General features: G+C 69.0%; 24 protein-coding genes. 13 read left to right on the top strand and 11 right to left on the bottom strand.

Annotated features, from left to right (window positions below; all coding sequences use genetic code 11):
* Nucleotides 1-63: 63 nt before the first annotated feature.
* Nucleotides 64-1,440: an MFS transporter gene (locus tag CBR61_RS15680; protein ID WP_172835984.1), complete on the bottom strand. Its 1,377-nt coding sequence runs from the start codon at nucleotides 1,438-1,440 to the stop codon at nucleotides 64-66.
* 16 nt (nucleotides 1,441-1,456) lie between these two features.
* Nucleotides 1,457-2,275 carry a glycerophosphoryl diester phosphodiesterase membrane domain-containing protein gene (locus CBR61_RS15675; RefSeq protein WP_088915219.1) on the bottom strand — a complete coding sequence of 273 codons (819 nt, stop codon included), beginning with the start codon at nucleotides 2,273-2,275 and terminating at the stop codon, nucleotides 1,457-1,459.
* A 96-nt stretch (nucleotides 2,276-2,371) separates the two neighbouring features.
* Here CBR61_RS15675 and lipB point away from each other — a divergent pair, with 96 nt between their 5' ends.
* Together lipB and CBR61_RS15665 are read left to right on the top strand one after the other, a co-directional pair.
* Entirely contained in the window at nucleotides 2,372-3,061 is a 690-nt protein-coding gene (gene lipB / locus CBR61_RS15670; protein ID WP_088915218.1) for a lipoyl(octanoyl) transferase LipB, read from the top strand.
* Nucleotides 3,058-3,366: a hypothetical protein gene (locus CBR61_RS15665; protein ID WP_088915217.1), complete on the top strand. Its 309-nt coding sequence runs from the start codon at nucleotides 3,058-3,060 to the stop codon at nucleotides 3,364-3,366. The genes lipB and CBR61_RS15665 overlap by 4 nt, the downstream gene beginning before the upstream one ends.
* Before the next feature lie 10 nt (nucleotides 3,367-3,376).
* Here CBR61_RS15665 and CBR61_RS15660 read toward each other — a convergent pair whose 3' ends face one another.
* The gene (locus CBR61_RS15660; RefSeq protein WP_088915216.1) at nucleotides 3,377-4,489 is read right to left on the bottom strand and encodes an alkene reductase; all 1,113 of its coding nucleotides are present in this window, start codon (nucleotides 4,487-4,489) and stop codon (nucleotides 3,377-3,379) included.
* 69 nt (nucleotides 4,490-4,558) lie between these two features.
* Here CBR61_RS15660 and CBR61_RS15655 point away from each other — a divergent pair, with 69 nt between their 5' ends.
* Nucleotides 4,559-5,473, top strand: a complete 915-nt coding sequence (locus CBR61_RS15655; RefSeq protein WP_088915215.1) for a DMT family transporter — start codon at nucleotides 4,559-4,561, stop codon at nucleotides 5,471-5,473.
* Here CBR61_RS15655 and CBR61_RS15650 read toward each other — a convergent pair.
* From CBR61_RS15650 to CBR61_RS15635, 4 genes are all read right to left on the bottom strand, one after another.
* Nucleotides 5,470-6,816: a DUF2254 domain-containing protein gene (locus CBR61_RS15650; RefSeq protein WP_088915214.1), complete on the bottom strand. Its 1,347-nt coding sequence runs from the start codon at nucleotides 6,814-6,816 to the stop codon at nucleotides 5,470-5,472. The two genes, CBR61_RS15655 and CBR61_RS15650, sit on opposite strands and share 4 nt — an antisense overlap.
* A gap of 77 nt (nucleotides 6,817-6,893) precedes the next feature.
* Nucleotides 6,894-7,895, bottom strand: a complete 1,002-nt coding sequence (gene nadA, locus CBR61_RS15645; RefSeq protein ID WP_088915213.1) for a quinolinate synthase NadA — start codon at nucleotides 7,893-7,895, stop codon at nucleotides 6,894-6,896.
* A gap of 81 nt (nucleotides 7,896-7,976) precedes the next feature.
* Nucleotides 7,977-8,750 (bottom strand): hypothetical protein, encoded by a 774-nt coding sequence (locus CBR61_RS15640; protein ID WP_172835983.1) that lies wholly within the window; start codon nucleotides 8,748-8,750, stop codon nucleotides 7,977-7,979.
* Between the two features lie 71 nt (nucleotides 8,751-8,821).
* Nucleotides 8,822-9,712: an MBL fold metallo-hydrolase gene (locus CBR61_RS15635; protein ID WP_088915212.1), complete on the bottom strand. Its 891-nt coding sequence runs from the start codon at nucleotides 9,710-9,712 to the stop codon at nucleotides 8,822-8,824.
* Nucleotides 9,713-9,841: 129 nt separating this feature from the next.
* On the opposite strand from CBR61_RS15635, the gene glpK reads away from it, so the two are divergent.
* The gene (gene glpK / locus CBR61_RS15630; RefSeq protein ID WP_088915211.1) at nucleotides 9,842-11,314 is read left to right on the top strand and encodes a glycerol kinase GlpK; all 1,473 of its coding nucleotides are present in this window, start codon (nucleotides 9,842-9,844) and stop codon (nucleotides 11,312-11,314) included.
* Nucleotides 11,315-11,317: 3 nt separating this feature from the next.
* Here the strand turns inward: glpK and CBR61_RS15625 are convergent, their stop codons facing one another.
* Both CBR61_RS15625 and CBR61_RS15620 read right to left on the bottom strand, forming a co-directional pair.
* Nucleotides 11,318-11,779 (bottom strand): DUF1465 family protein, encoded by a 462-nt coding sequence (locus tag CBR61_RS15625; RefSeq protein WP_088915210.1) that lies wholly within the window; start codon nucleotides 11,777-11,779, stop codon nucleotides 11,318-11,320.
* Between the two features lie 249 nt (nucleotides 11,780-12,028).
* Nucleotides 12,029-12,238 (bottom strand): DUF465 domain-containing protein, encoded by a 210-nt coding sequence (locus CBR61_RS15620; RefSeq protein WP_017666379.1) that lies wholly within the window; start codon nucleotides 12,236-12,238, stop codon nucleotides 12,029-12,031.
* 280 nt (nucleotides 12,239-12,518) lie between these two features.
* Here CBR61_RS15620 and CBR61_RS15615 point away from each other — a divergent pair, with 280 nt between their 5' ends.
* The 5 genes from CBR61_RS15615 to tilS all read left to right on the top strand — a co-directional run bounded on the left by CBR61_RS15615 (nucleotide 12,519) and on the right by tilS (nucleotide 18,309).
* Nucleotides 12,519-12,686 carry a YdcH family protein gene (locus tag CBR61_RS15615; RefSeq protein ID WP_088915209.1) on the top strand — a complete coding sequence of 56 codons (168 nt, stop codon included), beginning with the start codon at nucleotides 12,519-12,521 and terminating at the stop codon, nucleotides 12,684-12,686.
* Between the two features lie 87 nt (nucleotides 12,687-12,773).
* On the top strand, nucleotides 12,774-15,059 hold the full coding sequence (gene ptsP / locus CBR61_RS15610) for a phosphoenolpyruvate--protein phosphotransferase (protein WP_088915208.1): 2,286 nt from the start codon (nucleotides 12,774-12,776) through the stop codon (nucleotides 15,057-15,059).
* A gap of 154 nt (nucleotides 15,060-15,213) precedes the next feature.
* Nucleotides 15,214-16,191 carry a helix-turn-helix domain-containing protein gene (locus tag CBR61_RS15605; protein WP_088915207.1) on the top strand — a complete coding sequence of 326 codons (978 nt, stop codon included), beginning with the start codon at nucleotides 15,214-15,216 and terminating at the stop codon, nucleotides 16,189-16,191.
* 127 nt (nucleotides 16,192-16,318) lie between these two features.
* Nucleotides 16,319-17,326: a tetratricopeptide repeat protein gene (locus CBR61_RS15600; protein WP_088915206.1), complete on the top strand. Its 1,008-nt coding sequence runs from the start codon at nucleotides 16,319-16,321 to the stop codon at nucleotides 17,324-17,326.
* Nucleotides 17,317-18,309 carry a tRNA lysidine(34) synthetase TilS gene (tilS, locus tag CBR61_RS15595; protein ID WP_088915205.1) on the top strand — a complete coding sequence of 331 codons (993 nt, stop codon included), beginning with the start codon at nucleotides 17,317-17,319 and terminating at the stop codon, nucleotides 18,307-18,309. Before CBR61_RS15600 ends, tilS begins: the two co-directional genes overlap by 10 nt.
* Nucleotides 18,310-18,330: 21 nt before the next feature.
* Here the strand turns inward: tilS and CBR61_RS15590 are convergent, their stop codons facing one another.
* Nucleotides 18,331-19,176, bottom strand: a complete 846-nt coding sequence (locus CBR61_RS15590) for a L,D-transpeptidase family protein (RefSeq protein ID WP_088915204.1) — start codon at nucleotides 19,174-19,176, stop codon at nucleotides 18,331-18,333.
* Nucleotides 19,177-19,357: 181 nt separating this feature from the next.
* Between CBR61_RS15590 and CBR61_RS15585 the strand changes: the two genes are divergently transcribed.
* On the top strand, nucleotides 19,358-20,908 hold the full coding sequence (locus CBR61_RS15585; RefSeq protein ID WP_157696638.1) for a hypothetical protein: 1,551 nt from the start codon (nucleotides 19,358-19,360) through the stop codon (nucleotides 20,906-20,908).
* A 10-nt stretch (nucleotides 20,909-20,918) separates the two neighbouring features.
* Here CBR61_RS15585 and rimO read toward each other — a convergent pair whose 3' ends face one another.
* Entirely contained in the window at nucleotides 20,919-22,292 is a 1,374-nt protein-coding gene (gene rimO, locus CBR61_RS15580) for a 30S ribosomal protein S12 methylthiotransferase RimO (protein WP_088915202.1), read from the bottom strand.
* Nucleotides 22,293-22,371: 79 nt separating this feature from the next.
* On the opposite strand from rimO, the gene CBR61_RS15575 reads away from it, so the two are divergent.
* The 3 genes from CBR61_RS15575 to CBR61_RS15565 are packed head-to-tail and all read left to right on the top strand — an operon-like array spanning nucleotide 22,372 to nucleotide 23,581.
* A complete protein-coding gene (locus tag CBR61_RS15575) occupies nucleotides 22,372-22,611 on the top strand; it encodes a DUF6356 family protein (RefSeq protein ID WP_088915201.1) in 240 nt (79 codons plus the stop codon).
* A gap of 50 nt (nucleotides 22,612-22,661) precedes the next feature.
* Complete coding sequence (locus tag CBR61_RS15570) at nucleotides 22,662-23,183, top strand: hypothetical protein (RefSeq protein WP_088915200.1); 522 nt, start codon at nucleotides 22,662-22,664, stop codon at nucleotides 23,181-23,183.
* Nucleotides 23,180-23,581, top strand: coding sequence for a DUF1761 domain-containing protein (locus CBR61_RS15565; protein WP_088915199.1), 402 nt, complete (start codon nucleotides 23,180-23,182; stop codon nucleotides 23,579-23,581). Before CBR61_RS15570 ends, CBR61_RS15565 begins: the two co-directional genes overlap by 4 nt.
* Nucleotides 23,582-23,806: the final 225 nt, after the last annotated feature.

The following is a 23,806-nucleotide window of genomic DNA, read 5'->3' as shown; positions in this document are numbered from 1 at the left end:
TCGAGCGCAGCCAAGACAGCTGTGACTTGCCTCTCGACTTCGCTCGAGGCGAACGCGTGAGGATCAGGCCCGCTCCTTCGTCAGATCCCGGTCGGCCTGCAACTTGAACCACCCGTGCACCAGCACGGTCAGGCACAGCGCCACGATCAGCCCGAATCCCAGCCAGTCGGAATGGCCGTAAAGCCACACGCCGAGCGCGGGGGCGTAGATGTAGCTCGCCCCTGCCAGCGAGGCGACGATGCCCGATGCCTGCCCCTGTTCGGCACGGGTGACGGCCAGCGAGGTTCCCGCGGTGGTGCCGGGGCGGAACAGGCCGAAGCCGAGCGAGGCAATGGCATAGCCCAGCGCGATGAGGTGCAGATCGCCGGCCACCGCCAGCAGCACCGTTCCGAATGCGGCTGCGGCGATGCCCCAAAGCGTCGCCGCGCGCGGGCCGAGATCGAAGCGCGGGATCAGCCCCCACTGCGCAAGCAGAGTGGCGATTGCGCCGCTCATCAGCACCAGGCCCACCGGCCCCGCGCCCTCGGCGGGCGTGTCGCGCAGGCCGAGGCGGTCGAGCACGAGGAAGCCCGCGATCCCGAGCACCATCGCCTGCGCATGGCCCCCGATCAGCCCGGCAAAGACCCAGGGCCGCAGGCGCGGATCGCGCCAGGTCAGGCGGGGCGGCTCCCCCGTCTCGTCCGCGTCCGGCGTGTCGCCGGGGTCGACCGGCGCGCCCGAGCCGCTCGAGGAATAGGCGACGGCGGCCCCGCGCGCGGCATATTGCGGCTCGTCGTCGGGCAGGCGCCAGCGCAGCAGCACCAGGGCGACCACCCCTATCGCGGCGAAGCACAGGAACGGGCCGGTCAGGCCGATGCCGAGGAACGGCAGCACCATCAGCGGTGCCAGCGCCGGGCCGATCACCGTGCCGAGCCCGAAGCTCGAGGCGATCAAAGAGAGCGCCTGCGTGCGTTCCGCCCGGGGCGTGCGCGAGGCGACGTAGGCCTGCACCGCCGGCGGCGCGGCGCTGCCGAAACCGCCATAGAGGCTGCGCGCGGCGGCGAAGGCGATGAGGGTCCACAGGGCCGACATCCAGCCCGCCAGCCCCGCCCACAATGCCGCGCCGCACAGCACGAAGGAGGTGATGAAGCCCGCAAGCCCCAGCGCCATCATCGCCTTGCGCCCGCGCTTGTCCGAGCGGCGCGCCCAGAACGGGGCGCATACAACCCACAGCAGCGCCGACCATGAATAGGCGAGGCTGATCCACACGTCCTCGACCGCCAGCGCCGTGCCGATCGACGGCATCACCGATTGCATCGCGGTGTTGCCCGCGGCGGTGACCAGCATCACCATGAACAGCAGCGCCATGCGCGCGGGCGGGATCGCGCCCGTCCGGCGGGCGGCGGGGGCTCCGGCGGAGGTCGGGGCCTCTCGGGTCGGCTCGGGGTCGGTCTCGGCCATCGCGGCAGGGGTGCCCTTACTCGAAGAGGTCCGGTTCCTCGTCCGGGATGATCTGGGAGAGCTGGCGATAAATCGCCGCGGTGAGCGCGTAGGAGACGGTGTAGAACACCGTCAGCAGCAGCGCGAAGAAGGCGGTGTTGCCGATCATCGCGACCCTTTCACCGAGCGCCGAGAAGACCAGGCCCACGACCAGCAGCAGGATCAACGCGATCACCGTCCCCAGCAGCACCAGCGAGACGAAGAACAGGAACAGGCGGAACGAATTGCCCTTGGTGAGCTGCCATGATTCGCGCATCGCGGTGACGGGATTGCGCTTGCCCCCGATCACGATCACTGCGCTCACCAGCGCGAACTTGACCGTCAGGTAGAGCGTCACCGGCAGGATGATCAGGCTCGCCGCCGCCTCGGCCATGTCGGGCAGCAGGCTGGCGAGGAAGGAGGGGAGCTGGGTGAGAAGGCCCACGAGCAGCTGCCCGCCCAGCACCGGCAGGATCAGCCGCGGCACCGCGCCCAGTGCCTCGCGCACCGTCGGGCGGGACGGGTCTCCGAGCAAGGCGAGGATCGCGATCCCGCCGCACAACTGCCCGATCAGCGCCAGCAGCAGCGCCCACCAGTTCGCGAGCATGAAGGCATTGATCTGCGCCGCCACGCGCTCGGGATCGGGCTCGCTCCCGCCGCCGAAATCCAAGCCGCTGGTCAGCAGGGCGTAAATCACCACAAACAGCGGCAGGAACAGGAAGATCCCCGCCAGCACGCTCACGAGGTCGCGATTGGCGCCGATCATCCCGGTCGCCTGTGTCCAGGCCTTGCCCATGTCGAGCTTGCGGTGTGCCATCTGGTGCCCTTTTCGATCCCGTCGAGCCACGAAGCCGGCGCGGCTGCCGCGCAATCGCCTCTTGATCTCGCCGCTCAATGCCCCCACCGGTGCGCCATGGCAAGCACTGCTCCGGCCCGCGAGGCCGCATTCCCGATCGAATGGGTGCGCGAGAGCGCGCCGGTGCCCTATGCCTGGGCGCTGGAGGCCATGGAGGCGAGGAACGTTGCCGTCCACGAAGGGCGCGCCGCCGAGCTCGTCTGGCTGCTCGAGCATCCGCCCGTCTACACCGCCGGCACCAGCGCGGACCCTGCCGAGCTGGTCGATCCGCGTTTCGAGGTGGTCGAGGCCGGGCGCGGCGGGCGTTACACCTATCACGGCCCCGGCCAGCGGGTCGGCTATCTGGTGCTCGATCTGGCAAAGCGCGGGAAGGACGTGCGCTGCTTCGTCCACGCGATCGAGGGCTGGGTGATCGCCACGCTCGCGCGGTTCGGGGTCGAAAGCTGGCGCGCCGAGGGCCGCGTCGGCATCTGGACCCGCGACATCGACGGCTCGGAAGCCAAGATCGGCGCGATCGGCGTGCGGGTGCGGCGCTGGGTGACGATGCACGGCTTCTCGGTCAACCTCGATCCTGACCTCGCGCACTTCGGCGGGATCGTGCCCTGCGGCATCGCCGAATACGGCGTCACCAGCCTCGCACGGCTGGGGGTGCGGGTCTCGGCCGAGGAATGGGATGCAGCGCTGATCGCGTGCCATGACGATTTTCTTGACGCACTCGATGCGGCCGCGAAGAGGGGGTGCCGATGAAGCGCACATTTCTCCTCGCCCTGCCGCTGGCGCTTGCCGCCTGCGAGCAGCAGGCTGCCGACTCCCCTGCCGAACAGGGCGGCGCGGCCTCGGGCGAGGTGCTGCCCGGTTCGATCAGCGACGCGATGATCCCGCTCGAACAGCTCGATTCGCAAGCCCCCCTCGCGCCGCGCCAGGCGGTGCCGGTCGGCAGCATCGACGCAGAGCAGCCCGAGGTCACGCCCGCACCGGGGATCGAGGGCGGGCCGGAAAGCGAGGGGGCCGGAGCAGCCCCTGCCGCCTCGGCCCCCGAACCTTTCGAATAGACCGCGCCGATTACTCGGCCGCCTGGGCCTGTTCTTCCTCGAGCGTCGGGTAGTCGATGTAGCCCTGCGGGATCGGGAAGTACCAGCTCTTGGGCACGTCCTTGTTGGGGTTCCAGTGCGCGCCGACGGCGATACGCTTTTCGAGATCGGGGTTGGAGATATAGGGCCGCCCGAAGCTCACCGCGTCGCACTTGCCGCTGGTCACATCGGCCTCGGCCTGCTCGGCGGTGTAGTCGCTGTTGAGGATCAGCTTGCCGGTGTAGATCTGGCGGATCAGCGGGCTCTGCTTGGGCACGTCGGTCTGGCCGAAGGTGCCCTCCGGCCCCGGCTCGCGCAGTTCGACGAAGGCGAGGCCCAGCTCCTCGCACACCTTGGCGGCCGCGCCGAAGGTCGCGGGCGGGTTGCTGTCGTCCGTTCCCTGCGAATCCCCGTTGGGCGAAAGGCGGATGCCGACGCGGTCCGCACCCCACACGTCGATCAGCGCTTCCAGGACTTCGCGCATGAAGCGGGTGCGGTTCTCGGGCGAGCCGCCGTATTCGTCGGTGCGCAGGTTGGTCTTGTCGCGCAGGAACTGGTCGACAAGGTAGCCATTGGCGCCGTGGAGCTGCACCCCGTCGAAGCCCGCCTTCTTGGCGTTCTCGGCGGCGCGGCGGTAGTCGGCAATGGTACGCTTGATGTCCTCGAGCGTCATTTCGCGTGCCTGCGCATAGGGCTGCTTGCCTTGCGGCGTGTGCGCTTCGCCCGGCGCGGTGGTGGCGCTCGCCGAGAAGGGCGGCTGGCCGTCGAGGAACACGGGGTGGACGATGCGGCCCATGTGCCACAGCTGCATGACGATGAGGCCGCCTTCCTCGTGCACCGCCTTCGTGGTGGCCTTCCAGGCCTCGGTCTGCTCGTCCGACCAGATGCCGGGCGCCGACGGCCACCCGAGGCCCTCGCGGCTGATGCCGGTCGCTTCGGTCAGGATCATCCCGGCGCCTGCGCGCTGGCGGTAATAGGTCGCCATCAGCTCATTGGGCACGAACATCGGCTCGGCCGCGCGCCCGCGGGTGAGGGGGGCCATGTGGATGCGGTTCTTCGCGTGAAGCGCGCCCATCTGGAGCGGCTGGAACAGGGCGTCATGCATATGTGGGAAACCTCCTGTTGGTCTGTCTTTGGGTTAGGCACTTGGGACGCGCGCGGCTAGGGCGCAAGCATGGAAAATGAGGGGGCCTCCCAAGCAGAACTTGTCGGCGAACCTGCCAAGGAACCTCCACGCCCGGCGCAGTGGCTGCTGCTGCTTGCGCTGTTCGGCGGCAACGTGGCGCTCGCGATCGGGCCGTGGTTCGTGCGGATCGCCGACACCGGCCCGGTCGCGGCAGGATTCTGGCGACTGTTTCTCGCGCTGCCGTTCCTAGTGCTGCTCGCCCGGGCGAACCGCCAGCCGCTGACGGGGATGCCGGTCAAGACGCTCGCGCTGGTGGCGTTGGGCGCGGTGACCTTCGCGCTGGATCTGGCGAGCTGGCACATCGGGATCGAGATGACCCGGCTCGGCAACGCGACGCTGTTCGGCAATGCCGGTTCGATCGTCCTGCTGTTCTGGGGCTTTCTCGTCGCGCGCACCCTGCCCGGACGGCTCGAGTGGCTGGCGATCCTCTTCGCGCTCGCAGGCGCGGCGATCCTGATGGGACGGAGCCTCGAGATTTCGGGCGAGACCCTGATCGGCGACCTGTTCTCGGTCGCGGCGGGGCTGCTCTACGCGGTCTATCTGCTGACGCTCCAGAACGCGCGCGGCGCCTTCGGGTCGTGGAGCCTGCTGGTATGGGTGAGCATCTTCGGCGGCCCGGTGCTGCTGGGGATCGCGCTCGCACTCGGCGAGCCGGTTTGGCCGCAGGCGTGGGGACCGATCATCGGCCTGTTCATCCTCAGCCAGCTGGTCGGGCAGGGGCTGATGGTCTTCGCCCTGCGCTATTTCCCGCCACTGGTGGTGGGTCTTGCCCTGCTGACCCAGCCTGCGGTCGCCTCGATCTACGGCTGGCTCGCTTTCGGCGAGGTGCTTTCGGGGATGGATATCGTCGGGATGATCTTGGTGGGCGCGGCGCTGGCGGTGTCGCGGGCCCGGGCCACCTAGGGCGCGAAGGAGCGCTCGAAGGCGGCCAGCCGTTCCTCGACCACCGCCAGGTCGGGGCCGGCGAGCGCGAGGCGCACCTGTTCGCCCAGCAACCGGCCCTGGTGCCGCAGCAATTCGAGGCGCTCGGGATCGGCGATCGGGCGGGCGGCGTTCTCGATCGCCTCCAGCATCACCTGCGCCGCGATCGGGCTGGCCGCCACTGCGCTGCGCAGTCCGCCGAAGCCGCGCTTGACGTAGTGATCGAAATCGTCGGCATGGGGCACTACCGGGCACTCCGCCGGATCGTCCTTGCACACCACCCGCCGCAGATCGCGCGCAGCCAGCTCCGCCGTCGCCGCGCCGAGCCAGTGCAGCGCGTTGATCGCGGTGAAGGGATCATTGATCCCCGGCGAAAGCGCGCGCAGCCCGATCTCAACCAGCTCGTCGATCAGGAATTCTAGGTCCTGCTGCGGCGTGCGCATCGGGCCGATGGTGAACGCATCGCGCAGCACCTCGCCGAGCTTGTCGGGCAAGGCCCCGTGGATTTCCAGCAGTGGCAGGCCCGGGTGGACGAAATCGCCGGTCCTGACGCTCAACGCCATGACGCAGCCGGCCTTGCGCGCGGCCCTAACCAGCCGGTCGAAATCGATCATCTGCACATAGCCGACCGACCTCGCCAGCACCGCAATGCCTCCGCGTGAGGCCTTGGGCCCCACGTCATCGCTGGCGTGCGGGAAAGTCTCGTCGATCTGGCGCAGCAGCCGCCGGCCGATCCCCTCGAGCACGATGTTGATGCGAATGGACGAGGGAATGTGGTTGAGGAAATAGACCAGCACCGCCACGCACAGCGCGGTAAGCAGGTAGGCGACCCCGAGCGAGACCTGCGGCACGAAGCCGGGCAGCGCCGCCTGGGCAGAGCCCGCGCCCGCGCCCGGATCGGCGAGGGCGCCGGCCAGCACCCGCGTCTCGTCCTCGCCGCGCACCGCGCGCAGCACCACCATCGCATAGACAAAGCTGCCGATCAGGGTCGCAAGGCTGACCTGGCTGCCGCGATCCTCCATGAAGTTGGTGAGCAGGCGCGGCCCGTAATTGCCGCTGGCATAGGCGACCGCGGCGACGGTGATCGAGAACACCGTGGCGGCGACCGTGATCATGCTGCCAGCCATCACCGAGAGCATGGTGAGCGCCCCCTGCGGCCGGGCGGGCAGGAACCACTCGGCCTCGCCGAGGCTTGCGGCCCTGCCGCTGCTGTCGATGGCGATCATGCCCACGGCCAGTACCGCGCCGAGGATCGCGAAAAGCGCCGGGTAGAACCAGTAATTGGCAGTGAGGCGGGTGAGGGTGAAGCGCAAGGTCGCGGTCATACGGGCACAACCACCCGAATGCCTGCAGGGTTACGCCGCGCGCCGTCTCGCCGGGACGAGACGGTGGCGGACCACGATCAATCCCCGCTGAAGCGAACCTTCCCCAAATCCCCCATCCCCACGGTCCCGCTCGCCATTTCGAGCATGCGGTCGAGGCTGCGCTTGGCCTTCAGGCGGATGCCTTCCTCGATCTCGATCTGCGGCGAGAGGTCACGCAGCGCGACGTAGAGCTTTTCCATCGTGTTGAGCGCCATGTAGGGGCAGATGTTGCACGAGCAGTTCCCGTCCGCACCCGGCGCGCCGATGAAGTTCTTCTCGGGCAGGGCCTTCTGCATCTGGTGGATGATGTGCGGCTCGGTGGCGACGATCAGGGTGTCGCCGGGAAAGGTCTTGGCAAAGCTGAGGATGCCGCTGGTCGAGCCGACATAGTCCGCGTGGTCGATGATCGTCGGCGGGCATTCCGGGTGCGCGGCAATCGGCGCGCCGGGAAATTGCTCCTTGAGCTTCAGAAGCTCGGTCTCCGAGAAGGCCTCGTGGACGATGCACACGCCGGGCCACAGCAGCATCTCGCGGTTGAACTTGCGCGCCAGATAGCCGCCGAGGTGCCGGTCGGGGCCGAAGATGATCTTCTGTTCGGGAGGGATCTGGGCGAGGATCGTCTCGGCGCTCGAACTCGTCACAATGATGTCCGAGAGCGCCTTCACCTCGGTCGAGCAGTTGATGTAGGTCAGCGCGATGTGATCGGGGTGCGCCTCGCGGAAGGCGCGGAACTTCTCGGGCGGGCAGCTGTCTTCAAGGCTGCACCCGGCGTCCATGTCGGGCAGGATCACGGTCTTCTGGGGCGAGAGGATCTTGGCGGTGTCGGCCATGAACTTGACCCCGCAGAAGGCGATCACGTCCGCATCGGTCGCCGCCGCCTTGCGCGAAAGCTCCAGCGAATCCCCCACGAAGTCGGCAATGTCCTGAATGTCGGGCGTCTGGTAGTAATGCGCGAGGATCACCGCATTGCGTTCCTTGCGCAGACGGTCGATCTCGGCGAGCAGGTCCGCGCCGGTGGGGACTTTGGTGACATAGCTCATGGGTTGACGATCCCGCTGTTGGCTGTTGCGCGGGGATATAGGCGCTGGGCCGCGATTTTCGAGCGAAAAGCGTGGGGGCCGCTAGAACTTGAAGCCCGGCGGAATATGCGCCTCCATCGGCCGTGCGGCGCCCGGCGATCCGCTCACCACCCATTCCGTCAAGGCGTAGCCGAGGGGCGAATAGGCGAGCAGCATCGAGGCGGCGAAGGCACCGACATTGATGCCCATCCCCCACCACCAGGCGGGATGCACGCGGCCTTCGCTGCGCCGGTCGGCGATCATGCCGATCACCGGGACAATGAAGGTCAGCAGGATCGTGGCGCTCCATGCGTAGGGCATGAACAGCGGCATCGGAAGGAGCCGCCCCAGCCCGGGGCCGGTCAGCACGCTCATCGCCACCAGCATCAGCCGACGGTGCCAGCCGGTGTGGCGCCGCACGCGCAGCGCCCACAGCGCGAGACCGCCGAAGGTGAGCAGGCCCGCGAAGTTGCTTACCAGGAACTCGTTCATGGCGAAGAAGAACGGCCCGCCCGTGGTGCGCGCCGAGACGACGATCATCATCGTGCCCGCCGCGACCATCAGCGGGATCCACAGGTAGGCGAGCTTGCCCAGCCTGATGTGCAGCGCGGTGTTGCCGGTGGCGATGGTCACGACCTGCGCGATTGCCAACCCCAGCCAGCCCATGAAGACTATGCCGTGGACATGGAACGGCATGGGCAGGGCGAAGCTCGAGCGCCCCATCGCGAGATTGACTGAGAACCCAGCGACGATGACCAGCGTCATCGCGAAGGTCATGATCACGAAGAAGCGCCTGTCCCGTGCGGGCGCGCGGCGCGGTGCTGCTGCTGTGGCCAAAGCCGTTCCCCCCTGAACGCGACCCGCACCGAGTGGAACACGGATCGCGCGGGGGTGCAAGCCGCTTCGCGTCAGGCCGGCTGCCAGATGTCCGCCCCGTCGCCCTCGGCGCGCCGCACCATGCCGCGCTTCTCGAGGTCGAGCAGATGCGCCGTCACGCTCATCTCGGCAGCGCCGACAAGGCGCGGGTCAAGCCCCTTGTACATCTCGGGGATGAAGCCGCTCACGGGCCGCGCAGCCTCGCCCAGCAGGCGCAGGATCTGCGCCTCGCGCTGGCGGCGGTGGCCGATCATGCCGCGCACCAGCTGGCGCGGCTTTTCGATCGCCGCGCCATGGGCCGAGTGGTAGCGCACGTCGTCGCGCCCCATCAGTTTTTCGAGGCTCGCCATGTAATCGCCCATGTCGCCGTCGGGCGGGATGACGACGCTGGTCGACCAGCCCATGACATGATCGCCGGTGAACAGAGCGCCCGATTCCTCCAGCGCGAAGCACAGGTGGTTCGAGGTGTGCCCCGGCGTGGCGACGGCGGTGAGCGTCCAGCCGGTGCCGCGCATCGCCTCGCCATCGAGCAGCACGCGGTCGGGATCATAGGTCGGGTCGAAGGCCTCGTCGGAGCGCGGGCCGTCCACCGTCAGCACCAGCGGCGCGCAGCCGACGATCGGCGCGCCGGTCTTCGCCGCGAGCGGGGCAGCGGCGGGTGAGTGGTCGCGGTGGGTGTGGGTGCACATGATCGCCAGCACCCTGCGGCCCGCGACGGCGGCGATGATCGCCTCGATGTGCGCGGGTTCGTCCGGACCGGGATCGATCACCGCACAGTCGGGCCCCTGCGCCTCGCCAACGACATAGGTCTGGGTGCCGGTGAAGGTGTAGGGCGAAGGGTTGGGCGCGAGCACGCGCCTGACGAGTGGCTCGACATCTTCGGCAAGGCCGGTGGGCCAGGGTTTCTCGGGGATCGTGACCATGGGGGCACACATGGCCCCGCCATCTTCTTTGGGCAACCCCCGCTCCGGATCAGGCGGATCGCAGGGAAGAGCGTCTCGACTTCCCGCGCCCCGTCCGGCTAGGACACCGCAAAACGGGAGAGCCTGTCCATGTCCGATTACATCCTCGTCCTCGATGAAGGCACCACCTCGACCCGCGCGATGCTGTTTGCCAGCGACGGGGTGCTGGTCGCCTCGGCGCAGGAGCCGCTCACCCAGCATTATCCGCAAGGCGGCTGGGTGGAGCACGATCCGCGCGAGATCTGGGACAAGACGCTCGCCTGCGCGCAGGCGATGGTGCCCAAGGCGGGCGGAGCGGCGATGATCGCCTGCATCGGCATCACCAACCAGCGCGAGACCGTGGTGGCGTGGGACCGGCAGACCGGCGAGCCGCTCGCCAACGCGATCGTCTGGCAGGACCGCCGCACCGAGCCCTTCTGCGCCGAATTGCGCGAGGCGGGGCACGAGGCGGAGGTGCAGGAGCGCACCGGGCTGCTGCTCGATCCCTATTTCTCGGGCACCAAGATGCGCTGGATGCTCGACAACGTGCCCGAGGTGAAGGCGGCGGCGGAGAAGGGCACGCTCGCCTTCGGGACGGTGGAAAGCTGGCTGGTCTACAAGCTGACGGGCGGCGCGGCCCACATCACCGATGCCTCCAACGCCAGCCGCACGCTGCTGATGGGGCTGGAGGACGCGCAGTTCGACGAAGGTCTTTGCGACCTCTTCGGCGTGCCGTTGGCGGCGCTTCCCGGGGTCGTCGACATGGCAGGACCGCTGGCGGTGACCGATCCCGACCTGTTCGGCCGCGCCATCCCGATCACCGGCCTTGCCGGCGATCAGCAGGCCGCGACCGTCGGCCAGGCCTGCCTCGCGCCCGGCCAGACCAAGGCGACCTACGGCACCGGCGCTTTCGTTCTGACCTGCCAGGGCGCCCGCATCCCACGCTCGAAGAACCGTCTGCTCGGCACCGTGCTGACCCAGATCGAAGGGCAGCGCACCTATGCCATCGAGGGATCGGTGTTCGTCGCCGGGAGTCTCGTCCAGTGGCTCAGGGACTCGCTCGGCATAGTCGATGTGGCGAGCCAGACCGAGGAGCTTGCGCGCTCGATCCCGGACAGCGGCGGGGTAGTGATCGTGCCCGCGCTCTCTGGCCTCGGCGCGCCGCACTGGCATGCTGAGGCGCGCGGGGTGATTGCCGGGCTCTCTTTCGCCAGCGGCAAGGCCGAGCTCGCCCGCGCGGCGCTGGAGGCGATGGCGCACCAGACCCACGACCTCGCCGCCGCCTATGCCGCCGACGGGGCGCCGTGGCAGACCCTCAGGATCGACGGCGGCATGGCGGCCAACGACTGGATGGCGCAGGATCTCGCCGACGTGCTCGGGGTGCCGGTGGAGCGGCCCGGTTTCATCGAGACCACCGCGCTCGGCGCAGCGATGCTCGCCGCGAGCGGGGCGGGGCTGTACCCCGATCTCGCCAGCGCGGCGCAGGCGATGCGTGGGCGGCTGAGCCGCTTCGAACCGGCGATGGCGGCAGAGGTGCGGGACGCGCGGCTGGCGGCGTGGCGCAAGGCGCTCGCCGCCGCCTGAGGCTCAGCCAAGCCTTCCCAGTTCGCGACCGATCCTGTCCTGGAAGGCGCGGGCGGGGGAGGTCATCTCGAAATGCTGGCGCCATGCCTCATCGAGCCGGGCGATGCGCTGGTGCAGCCTTTCGGTGTCGGCGATCAGTTCGCGGGTCTCGGGTTCGAGCAGCGCGAGCTGCGCCTCGTCCGATCCGCGATCCGGCGGCAGGGCGCCGTGGAGACGCACTTGGCTTTCGCTCAGTTCGCCCGAGAACAGGGCGCGCTGGTTCAGCAGCCAGGCCAGCACGTGCATCATGCGGGTGGTCGTCTTCAGCCCTTCGGTCGAGAGCGCGAGGCGCACGAAGGCGTCCTCCCCCGGGATGGGCTCGCGCACGCCGGCGGCGAACACCGCGCGCACCTCGTCAGCCAAAACCAGCGCCTCGGTGTAAAGCGCCTCGATGATCGGGCGCGAGAGATTGGTGGTGCGAGCCATGGCGCGGGACACTACGCCTCCCGGCCTGCGCCCGCCATATCGTCATGGTTACTTTCCAAGCAATTTTCGCACCCGTCCCTTGCGGATACAGAATTGATTATTCGGTAACCATGTTTGATCGCGCTGGACCGCGATGCAGACCGCCCGCCCAGCCTTCCCACCCGGCCACCAATAGTACCACTATGATATGGTGGCCGGGTGGGAAGGCTGGGCGGGCGGTCTGCGCCACCGAATGTGGCCGAAAAGAATCTACGCGATGATATCGGGCAGCAGCGTGTCCTCGATGATCGCGATCTGGTCCTTCAAACGCAGCTTGCGCTTCTTGAGGCGGGCGATCTGGAGCATGTCGGCCGAAGCCGAACCGCGCGCCGCCTCGGTCAGGGCGGCGATCGCGGCGTCGAGGTCGCGATGCTCGGTCTTGAGCAATTCGAGCTTTTTCCTGAGCTCCTGCTCGGTCATTCGCCCCTTGTCCTTCTCGTCCGGCGGCACGCTGCGTCACGCCCGCAAATGCACGCCCCCGCTACGCGTTCCTGCGCCGTGTTGGAAGATGGCTTTGCGCGCTGCCCCCCGTCCTCGCGAAAACGGCCCGTCGCAGCCGGGTGCGGATGCGCCGCTTAAGGAATGATCAGGGCTTTGCAAGCTAGCCTGACTGTGGTTCTTTCGAGCCTGCGGCCCGGCCGCACCGTCGGCCGAGTCGCCTGCCCGGGGGCATCCCCCCGCTTTGACAGGAGAACGCCTCATGGCATCGACCGCAGTGTCCTCGCACCTCAACGCCCTCCAGACCAAGCACGCCGGCCTCGAAGCCCGTCTGCGCGAAGAGATGGCCCGGCCCGTGCCCGACACCGCGACGATCCAGTCCCTGAAGAAGCAGAAGCTGCGATTGAAGGAAGAGATCGCCGGCGTCTGACGCAGACGGATTGTCGCCTGAACGGCTGGCGGCTGCGCATCACGGCTTTTGCATTTGCCGCGCCGGTCGCATAGACCTGCGCAGGTGATGACCGCAGCCGCTGCCGCCCGCCAGATCCTCACCCGCCTGACCGAGGTCATGGCCTCGCGAATGCACGCGCAGGCCAAGCTCGATCAGGTGGTCGAGATCATCGGCGAATGCCTCTCGAGCGAGGTATGCTCGATCTATCTCCTGCGAGAGGGGATGCTCGAGCTGTTCGCGACGCGCGGCCTCAACCAGAGCGCGGTACACGTCACCCGGATGGCGATCGGCGAGGGTCTGACCGGCGCGATCGCCCAGAAGGTCGAGACTCTCAACCTCGCCGAGGCCAAGGCCCACCCCGATTTCCAGTATCGCCCCGAAACCGGCGAGGAGAAGTTCCACTCCTTCGCAGGCGTGCCGATCGTCTACCGCGAGCGCGCCGTCGGGGTGCTGTGCGTCCAGCACGTCGAGCCGCGCCGCTACGAAGAAGTCGAGATCGAGGCGCTCCAGACCACCGCGATGGTGCTCTCCGAACTCATTGCCAATGCCGAACTGGTCGACGAGGAACAGGCGCTCGGCCTCACCGCCGAACAGACCGGCCCGCAGACCCTTACGGGCCTGACGCTGGTCAAGGGGCTGGGTGCGGGTGTCGCGGTCTATCACCAGCCCCGCGTGGAGATCACGCAGGTCATGGCCGAGGACATCGAGGCCGAGCGCCAGCGCGTTTACCGCGCCTTCGACAAAATGCGCGAGCAGATCGACGGGCTCGCCAGCCAGGCCGAATTCGGCGTCGGCGGCGAGCACGAGGAGGTGCTCGAGACCTACAAGATGTTCGCCTATGACGAGGGCTGGTCGCGGCGCATCAACGAGGCGATCGACTCCGGCCTCACCGCCGAAGCGGCAATCGAACGTGTGCAGCAGCACACCCGGATGCGGATGCGCGAAATCGACGATCCGCTGCTCGCCGACCGGATGCACGATCTGGAGGATCTGGCGAACCGCCTGATCCGCATCGTCGCCGGACAGGTCGGCACTGCAGCCTCGCAGGGGCTGCGCAAGGACACGATCCTGATCGCACGCAACCTCGGCCCGGCCGAACTGCTCGAATACGACAAGCGGCGGCTGAAGGGCGTGATCCTCGAGGAAGGCTCGGTTACGGCGCACGTGGTGATCGTGGCGCGGGCGATGAACGTGCCGGTGATCGGGCGCATCGCCAACGGCAAGGGCGCTGGCGTGCGCGGCACGATCCGCGAGGGCGACGAGATCCTGCTCGATGCGACTGCGGGCAATGCCATCGTCCGCCCGCTTCCTCAGGTCGCCGATGCCTTCCACGCGCGCTTTGCCAAGAGCCGCGAGAAGCAGGCGGCCTATGCCTCGCTCAGGGACGTCGAGCCCTTCACCCGCTGCGGTACGCGCATCCAGGTGATGATGAACGCCGGCCTGCGCGACGACATGAGCGCGCTCGGCCTGACCGGCGCTGACGGGGTGGGGCTGTTCCGCACCGAGTTCCAGTTCCTCGTTTCGGCCACCTTGCCCCAGCGCGAGCGCCAGACCCGGCTCTATCGCGATGTTCTGGACGCGGCCGGGGACAAGCCGGTAATCTTCCGCACGGTCGATATCGGCGGGGACAAGTCGGTGCCCTATCTCGCCTCCGAGATCGCCGCGCAGGACGAGAACCCCGCGATGGGCTGGCGCGCGCTGCGCCTCGCGCTCGAACGCGAGGGGTTGATGAAGATCCAGGCGCGCTCCTTGCTTGAGGCGGCGGCGGGCCGCTCGCTCTATGTCATGTTCCCGATGGTGTCCGAGCCGTGGGAGTTCGACGCCGCCAAACAGGTTTTCGACGAACAGCTCGCCTTCCTCCGCGCGCAGAAGAAGCTGCTGCCCGAACGGATCCACTTTGGCGCGATGCTTGAAGTGCCCGCGCTTGCCGAGGTGCTCGACCTGCTGCTGCCGCGCCTCTCCTTCCTGTCGATCGGGACCAACGATCTCACCCAGTTCCTGTTCGCCGCCGACCGCGCCAACCCGAAGCTTGCCGAACGCTACGACTGGCTGTCGCCGTCCATCCTGCGGTTCCTGCGGCGCGTAATGCAGACCAGCATCGGCAGCGGGGTCGATATCGGGGTGTGCGGCGAAATGGGCGGGCGGCGGCTCGAGGCGCTGGCGTTGCTCGGGATCGGCTATCGCCGCCTCTCGATCACGCCCGCGGCGGTCGGCCCGATCAAGGAGCTGGTGCGCAAGGTCGACTTGGCCGAACTGACTGCGGCGATGAACGGCTGGCTTGCGAGCCCCCAGGGCTCGCTACGCGCCGCGCTCTCCGAATGGGCCGATGCGCGCGAGATCGAATATGATTGAGCGGCGGCTTGCGGAGAGGCGTGCGCGGGATGCGGCGGCGTGCTATGGCAGCGCTTGACAGAATGCAGCCCAGCGGGTGAGTCCGCGTTCAAGCCAAATTCACCAAAACTCTCACAAGCGAAGCCTCGGCAAGAAGGCGCGGGACCCGGGTCACATGGACAGCGAAGAATTCAACGGCGCGGAGACGGCGCCTGCACCGGAGGCATCCGGTCCCGGCGCGACCCTGCGCGGGGCGCGGGAGGCGCAGCGGCTGGAGCTGGCGCACATCGCCGCCGAGACGCGCATTCCGCTGCGCCATCTCGAGGCGATCGAGGCCGGCGATTTCGAGAGCCTGCCGAGCCGCGCCTACGCGATCGGTTTCTCGCGCACCTATGCCAAGGCCGTCGGGCTCGATCCGGCGGTGATCACCGACGCGGTGCGCGCCGAACTGGCGGATGGCTCGATGCGGCGCACCGTGCCCTCGCCGGCGATGGAGCCAGGAGATCCGGCGCGTCTGCCCTCGGCGGGCCTCGCCTGGGCGATGGTGGGCGCGGTGCTGATCCTCGCGGTGGGGAGCTTCGCCTTCTACAACAGCTATTTCGGGGCGGGGAGCGAGCCGGGCTCGCTGCTGACGCCCGAACCGGCAGCGAGCGCGCCTGCCCCTGCCGCAAGCCCCGCGCCGACCGCCGCTGCGGTGCCGGGCGGTCCGGTGGTGCTGACCGCGCTCGAGGACAATATCTGGGTGCGCATCTACGAGGAAGGCGGCGAGCGTCTGGCCGAGCGCTATCTGAGGAAGGGCGAGACGCTCGAGGTGCCGCCAGCGGCGGTCGATCCGCGGATCAATACCGGGCGACCCGACGCGCTGGCGGTGACGATCGGCGGCCAGCCGGTCGCGCCGCTGTCTGACCGGCCGACGACGATCTCGGGCGTGCCGGTTTCGGCTGCGGCCCTGGCGGCGCGCGGCGCTGCCCCTGCCACTGCTGCGGCGACGCCCGTCGCAAGCGAGACGGTGCCCGCCGCGCGGACCTCGCGCCGACAGCTGTCCGCGCCTGCACCGGCGAGCGAGCGCGCGCCCGCCCCTGACGACGCCGCTGCTCCGGCCGAGGCCGCGCCGCCTCCGGCAGGCGATCCGGCGCCCTCGGCCCGGCGTTAACCCTTTTCCCGTTGATTAGGCGTCCTGCCGCTCTCGACTTGACCGGCGGCGTTCGGCAGGGTTCCGGCCTCGTTCATCCGGCCCGCGCCAGAGCGGCGCGATCATTGCCAAGGGAGCCTGACCAGCCATGACCCCCACCCCGCGACCCCGCGCCCCGAGGATCATCCCCCTGCGTCTCGCCGGTGCTGTCCTGTCCGCCGCGACCCTCGCCGCTACCGCGGTCCCGGCGCTTGCGCAGGACGGAGCCGAGGAGGCCCGGCTGCGCAAGATCGAGGCCGAGGTGCGCGCGCTTCAGCGCAAGGTCTTCCCCGGCGGCGACGGGCGCTTTTTCGAGCCGCAGATCGCGCCGGGCACGCAAAGCCCCGCGACCACGTCCGCACCCGCCACGACCGGCGCGCCGTCCACGACCGCAGTGACCGACATCCTCGTGCGGCTCGACGCGCTGGAGGCGCAGCTGCGCACGCTGACCGCGCGCTCGGAGGAACAGGCGAACGCGATGAGCCTGCTCGAACAGCGCGTGGCCGCGCTCGAGACTGCCGGAAATGCGCCGATCGCCGGTGCCGCGCCGACGATCCAGCCCGCCGCGACGCTCGCATCCGCCACCCCCGCGCCCGCCGCGCGCGCTCCGGCCACGCCGCCGCCCGCCGCCGCCACGACCGCTGCGCCCCCGCCTGCCGCCACGGTTTCCGCGCCGAGCGCCACGCGCCTCGCCGCCGTGCAGGCGATCGCCAAGCCCCAGACTGCCGATGCGGGCGACGACGAATATTCCTACGGCTTCCGCCTGTGGAACGCCGGGTTCTTCCCCGAAGCGCGCCAGCAGCTCACGAAGTTCGTCGAGCAATACCCCAACCACCCGCGCATCAGCTTCGGCCGCAACCTGCTGGGCCGCGCCTTCCTCGACGACAACATGCCCAAGGAGGCGGCGCAGTGGTTCCTCAAGAACTACCAGGCCAACAAGGCCGGTGACCGCGCACCCGACAGCCTGCTCTATCTCGGCGCCTCGATGATCGCGATGAAGGACACCAAGCGCGCCTGCATCGCGCTCGCCGAATTCGCCGAGACCTATCCGCTGATCGCCTCCGGGCGACTGGCGAGCGAGTACCAGGCGAACCGCGCGAAGGTGAAGTGCAGCTAGCAGCCCGGTTTGCCGCCGATCTGGCGGCGCTCTGGCCCGAGGAGGAGCGCGAGGGGCCATTGGGCCTTGCGGTCTCGGGCGGGCCGGACAGTCTTGCGCTGCTGCTGCTCGCCCATGCCGCCCTGCCGGGGCGGATCGCGGTGTGCAGCGTGGATCACGGCCTCAGGCCCGAAGCCGCGGGCGAGGTCGCGCTGGTCGAGCGGGTCGCTGCCGCGCGCGGCATTCCCTTCACCCCGCTTGCGGTCAAGCTGGCCCCCGGCAACCTCCAGGCGCAGGCTCGCGCGGCGCGCTATGCGGCGCTGGCGGAGTGGGCGGCGGCGCAAGGGCTGGGGTCAGTGGCGACCGCCCACCACGCCGACGATCAGGCCGAAACCTTGCTTATGCGCCTGAACCGGGGGAGCGGGCTGGCGGGCCTTGCCGGCGTGCGCCCGCGCGCACTGATCGAGGGCAGCGAGATCCCGCTGCTGCGCCCTCTGCTGGGCTGGCGCAAGGCCGAGCTGGCGCAGGTCGTGGCCGAAGCCGGAATCTCCCCCGCCGACGACCCTTCCAACACCGACCCCGCCTTCGACCGCGCCCGCCTGCGTGCCCGGCTGGCCGAAGCCGACTGGCTCGACCCGGTGCAGATCGCCGCCAGCGCGGCGCATCTGGCGGAAAGCTGGCAGGCGCTCGAATGGTATGCCGAACTCGACTGGCACGAGATGGTGATGCGCGAGGACACGCCCGAGGGCCTGCCCGGCTATACCTATTGCGCCAACGTGCCACGTGTGATCGCGATCGAGACGATCCTCAGGGTCATCCGCGCGCTCGGCGGCCACGCCACCCGCAGCGAGGCGGCGCGGGCGTGGGAGCGCCTGTGGGCGGGGGAGAACGCCTCATTGGGCGGGGTGCTGGCGGTGCCGGGGGTGGAGCGGGTCGAGAAGGTGGGCGTGATGATGCGCGTCTGGCGCTTCAGGCCGGAGCCGACGAGGGGTTCGGTGAACTGAACGTCCGCCGGCGGGCCGCGATCACATCACCTTGTCGCCGACCCCGATCATCTTGCCGCGGGTGATGATGACCTTGTCCCCGCGCTTGGCGGCGGCGAAGAGCAGGGCGGCGAATTCGTCGGGCACCCCGATGCAGCCGTGCGAGGCATAGCCGTTCAGCACCGGCGAGCCGTGGATCGCGATCCCGTCCCAGGTCAGGCGCAGGGTGTGGGGCATGGGAGCGTTGCCGTATTTCTCGGAGACGTTGTCCTTCTCCTTGGTCAGGATCGGGAAGGTGCCGAGCGGTGTCGGGTGCGCCTGCGTTCCAAGCAGGGCGACCGCGGTGCCGATTTCGTGCCCGTCGCGGAAGGCGCTGATGACGCGCGCTTCGAGGTCGACGGTGATGACGAGCTTGCCGGTCGCGGGCGCGGCGCTCTCGTCCCAGAACCAGTCGCCGTAGCGGATCGAGCCCTCGATCGGCAGGATCGACTTGATGACGAAGGGATCGCGGCTCGCCGGGGCCCGCGCGGGGGCGCGGACCTGGGCGGGCGCGGCGACGGGGAGGGGCTGCACCACCTCGGTGGCGATCATCCGCACTGCCGGGCCGCGAGGGGCTTGCGCATAGGCGTCGGCTTCCTCGGCGAATTCGGGTTCGGCTTCCACCGTGCCGACGGGCGCCGCGCTGCCGAGCGGCGGCAGGCCGGCATAGACGGCGGCGGCATCCGCACGCTCCGGCATCTCGGCGTCGGGGTCGATCGCCTCGAAGGTGCCCGCAGCGCGCGCCGCGACGGCCTCGGCCGCGTCGGCGGCCTGACCTGCGGGGACGTGCGCAAAGGCGGCATATTGCAGCAGCGCGACGGCGGCGAGGAAGGCGAGAATCCGGACCATGCGGCGGATTATGCCGCGTCAGCCGGTTGGTTGCCAGCGGTTAACCGTGCGCCGTCCCTTGCGGGGACGCGCCGGGGGCAGGGGTTAACGCGGAGGATCATTGCCGACGGGGCTGTCGCTTTACTCTTCCCTTTGCAGTCGGATCGGGGGAAAAGGCCGTGTGAACAAGGGGATCATGCGCATGGCATCAGCCCTTCGCCCGTTACTCGCGCTGACCGGCGCACTGCTCGCGCCGCCGCTCGCGGCCGGAGAGCCCGCTGCCGAGCCGCTGCCCGATCTGGCGGCGATGGATGCCCGCGGGATTGCGCAACTGTTCTCACAGGACGAGAACCGCTGGATGCGCGAGCCGTGCACCTTCGGCGTGCCGGTGACCACCGCGCTCGAGGGCAAGGCCAATGATCCCTCCAAGATCAAGCCCCTGCGCCTGTTTGCCGAAGCGCTGTGCGCCGATCGCGAAAAGCGCTATGCCGACGGTGCCAGGATCGCGGCCGCTTTGGCTGCGCTTGAACCGGCCGATCCGCCGACGGGTCTTCTGCTTTACTTCGCCCACCGCCTCGACGATGCGGACACCGCCATCGCCCATCTGCGCGGGCTCGACGATGCCGGGCTCGGGAAGCTTGATCCTGACGATTACTGGACCGCCATGCGTCTTGCGCAGCGGGTCGGGCGGTCGGCCGAATTCGATGCGCTCGCGCTGGCATGGGCCGATGGTGGCAAACTCGCCTTCCTCGATACCGCTGTCCACGAAGGCGTCGCGAGAGCAGGCCTGCGTGCGGCGGCCGTGGCAGGGCGCGGCGATCTGGCGGAAGGACTGCTGGTGTCGATCACGAGTCCGGTCAGCTACATCACCATGCTCACACACCGGGTCTACGCGCCCTTCTGGCCGCAGATCGAGGCGCGCGCCGGCAACCATCTGGCGCTGATCGGGGAGGAGCACGTGCGCGTCACCCGCGCCCGGCTTGTCAATGCGCCGGAGGATCGCGACCGCTTCTCTGAAGCGGCCCATGCGCTCCACTACAACGGCCAGTTCGCAGACGCGATCGCGCTCTCGCAGCGGTGGCGCGAGAGGGCGGCACGCGGCAAGGCGATAGAGGAGGGCGATGCGTGGGCGCTCAACATCGAAGCCTATGCCCATGATTCCCTGGGAGAGACCAGGAAGGCCGATGCGGTGTTCGAGGAGCTGGCGAAGCTCGATCCCGACGAGCACAACTGGGTGGTGAACTTCGTCATCAACCGTGCCACCCGGCTGGTCGGGCAGGGACGCTGGAAAGAGGGTCTCAAGGCGACCGAACTCGCGCGCAAGGTCGCGGAAAAGCAGGGCAGCACCTATGCCAAGCTGATCATCGCCAGCGATCGCGCCTGCGCCCTCGAGCGGCTGGGCCGGGCGGGGGATGCCGCGCCGGAGCTCGCCTATCTGCGCGAGAACTGGAAGGAGGGGGTGGGTCTTGCCGTGCGCGGCCTGCTATGCCACCGGCAAGAGGCCGAGGCCGTGGGCCTGCTGCTCGACGGCCTGCGCGACGACACGACGCGCCCGCGAACGCTCGCGGCATTCGAGACCGACGAGCTCGACCTGTTCTACACCGCCACGATCCTGCGCCAGCCGAGCGATCTCACGGCCGCCCATGCCGATCTTGCCGCCGAACTGGCCAAGCATGTGCGCCCCATGCCCGAGGCCTTCATACCGCAAGCCGCGCTGAAGCGGGTGGCGCGCAAGGAAGGGGCGGCCCGCTAGGCGCGCAGCCTCAGGCGATCACCCCGAACAGGTCGTGGGCGCCGGCATCCTCGATGGTCGCCTCGACGATGTCGCCGGGGGCGAGGGTGGCGGGGACGTTCCTGAGATACACGGCCCCGTCGATCTCGGGCGCGTCGGCCTGGCTGCGGCCGGTGGCGCCGATATCGCCGTCCTCGTCGGGCTCGCCCACCTCGTCGATGATGACGGGTAGCGTCCGGCCGACCTTGGCGGCGAGCTTGGCGGCGGAGATGCGCTCGGTCACCTCCATGATCCGGGCGTAGCGTTCTTCCTTGACCTCCTCCGGCACCTGATCTGGCAGGGCATTGGCGGCGGCACCCTCGACCGGCTCGAAGCGGAAGGCGCCCACGCGGTCGAGCTGCGCTTCCTCAAGCCAGTCGAGGAGATAGCGGAAATCCTCCTCGGTTTCGCCAGGGAAGCCGACCACGAAGCTGGAGCGGATCGCGATGTCGGGGCAGATCGCGCGCCACGACTTCAGCCGTTCGAGCACCTTGGCCTCGTTGGCGGGGCGGCGCATCAGCTTCAGCACCTTCGGCGAGGCGTGCTGGAAGGGAATGTCGAGATAGGGCGTCAGCAGCCCCTCGGCCATCAGCGGGATGACCTGATCCACGTGCGGGTAGGGGTAGACGTAGTGGAGCCGCACCCACGGCGTCTGGCCTTCAGGCGTGCGCAGCTGGCCCAGTTCGCGCGCCATGTCGGTCATGTGCGCGCGCACCTCACGGCCCTTCCACTGGCGCGGCTCGTGGCGGATGTCGACCCCGTAGGCGCTGGTGTCCTGCGAGATGACGAGCAGTTCCTTCGTGCCCGCAGCGACCAGCTTCTCAGCCTCGCGCAGCACCGCGTCGATGCGGCGGCTGGCGAGCTTCCCGCGCAAGGCGGGAATGATGCAGAAGGCGCAGGAGTGATTGCAGCCCTCGGAGATCTTCAGGTAGCTGTAGTGGCGCGGGGTCAGCTTGATGTCGGGCTGAGGGATGAGGTCCACGAACGGCCCCTGCGAGGGCGGCGCGTGGGTGTGCACAGCCTCGACCACCTGCTCGTACTGGTGCGCCCCCGTCACCGCGAGGACTTGCGGGTGGACCGCGCGGATCGCGTCCGCCTCCTCGCCCATGCAGCCGGTGACGATCACCCGCCCGTTCTCGGCAATCGCCTCGCCGATCGCGGCAAGGCTCTCCTCCTTGGCGGAATCGAGGAAGCCGCAGGTGTTGACCAGCACCACGTCCGCGCCCGCATAGTCCTCGGCGAAGGCATAGCCGTCGGCGCGCAAACGGGTGAGGATGCGCTCGGAATCGACGAGCGCCTTGGGGCAGCCGAGGCTGACCATCCCGATCTTCTTCTGGTCGGGCAGGGTGAGGGGGGCGGTGTTCATGGCGGCGCGCCCCCTACACTGTGTAGCCCCCGCGCGCTAGGCTTGACGATCATCGCCCCCGGCGGGCATGACGGCAACCATGATCGCCAAGCTCTTCACCGACCACCCGCAGTCCATCGGCGAGACCTACTCGCAGCACGCCCGCACCGCGCTGAGCTTCGGCTGGCGCATGGTGGTGGGCGGGCTCGCCTGCATGGTCCACGCCATCGTTCCGGGCCTCTTCGTCAAGACCGCGAGCCGGACCGTGGTGCAGCTCGATGCCGAGATGCGCGGCCGCAAGCCGGCGCCGGGCGCGGAGGAATTCGCCTACGTCATCTGAGGGCGCGCCGGCCCTGTCCGAACGGACCGAAAGGCGCTACATTCCCGGCGATGCGTATCGCGATAACCAAGGGCGCCGGGCAGGATCACGTCGCGGTCGAACGTGCCGACGGCACGCGGACCGCATTCGCCTTCCCCAAGAAAGGCCCCTATCCCCATGATGCCTATCACTTCTTCGTCGAGCGCGAGCTCGGGATGACGGCAGGCTTCTGGGGCCTGGTCGCGTCCGGCATGGCGCCGGGCGAGGTGCAGGCGCTCGCGCTCGCGGGCGGCCATGCCAGTGCCAAGCGGGCCGGGATGCCCGATGCGGGGATCGTCGAGCTTCTCCAGGCCGAGCGGCTCGTCGAATGCTTCGAGGCGGCAAGCTGGAGCGGCGGGGCGGACGATGCGGCCATCATGGCGATGGCCGAACCCGCCTGGGCCGCCTCCCACGTTCCCCCGCCCGAAGGAGTGACCGACCGGCTGGCGGCGATCCGCACGGGGCTGGACGCCTTCCTTGCTGAATGGCGCACCCTGCCGGAAGGCGAGGCGATCGCGCTCGCGTGGCCGGAAATGGCAGGAGAGCGGGCATGAACGATTTCGCCCTCCTGCCGGTGCTGGCGGGCACGCTGGCCTTCTTCCTCGTGGGCGCGCTGTGGTACGGGCTGATCTTCGCCAAGCCGTGGCAGCGTGTGGCAGGGCTCACCAACACCCAGCTCCAGGTCGGCAAGATGGGGCTGATCTTCGCGCTGACCTTCGCCTTCGAGATGCTGATCGCGATGGTCCTGTGGCACCTCCTCGCCCGCACCGACCCGCCGCCCCACGTGGTGATGATGATGGCGCTGGGCTTCGCTGGCGGCGTGATGATCCCGGCGATCGGGATCAACTACCTCTACCTCAGGAAACCCTTCACGCTGTTCCTGATCGACGCCGGACACTTCCTGGTCGGCATGGCGGCGATGGGCGGGGTGTTTGTCTGGTTCCGGGGCTGAGGCGGATTGCCTGCGCTGCGAAGTTTACAAAGTTGACACTGTAAACTTCGATTTCCTACAGGAATTCTCCATAGTTCTCATGGGCTTTCCCGGCAAAAGCGAAGTTGACACTGTGTTTTGCGTTTTCCCTGCCTGAAGGGGGGAGGCGCAACCCGGCACGGCGGCTTCGCGCGGCAACGACGATGCGAAAGAACCGCCCGAGGCTAACGGCCGGGTTGCCGGTAG

It is taken from the genome of Porphyrobacter sp. CACIAM 03H1, from assembly GCF_002215495.1.
Taxonomy (GTDB): domain Bacteria; phylum Pseudomonadota; class Alphaproteobacteria; order Sphingomonadales; family Sphingomonadaceae; genus Erythrobacter.
Note: the sequence above shows the minus strand (reverse complement) of the source record. Positions and strands in the feature narration are given on the sequence as shown.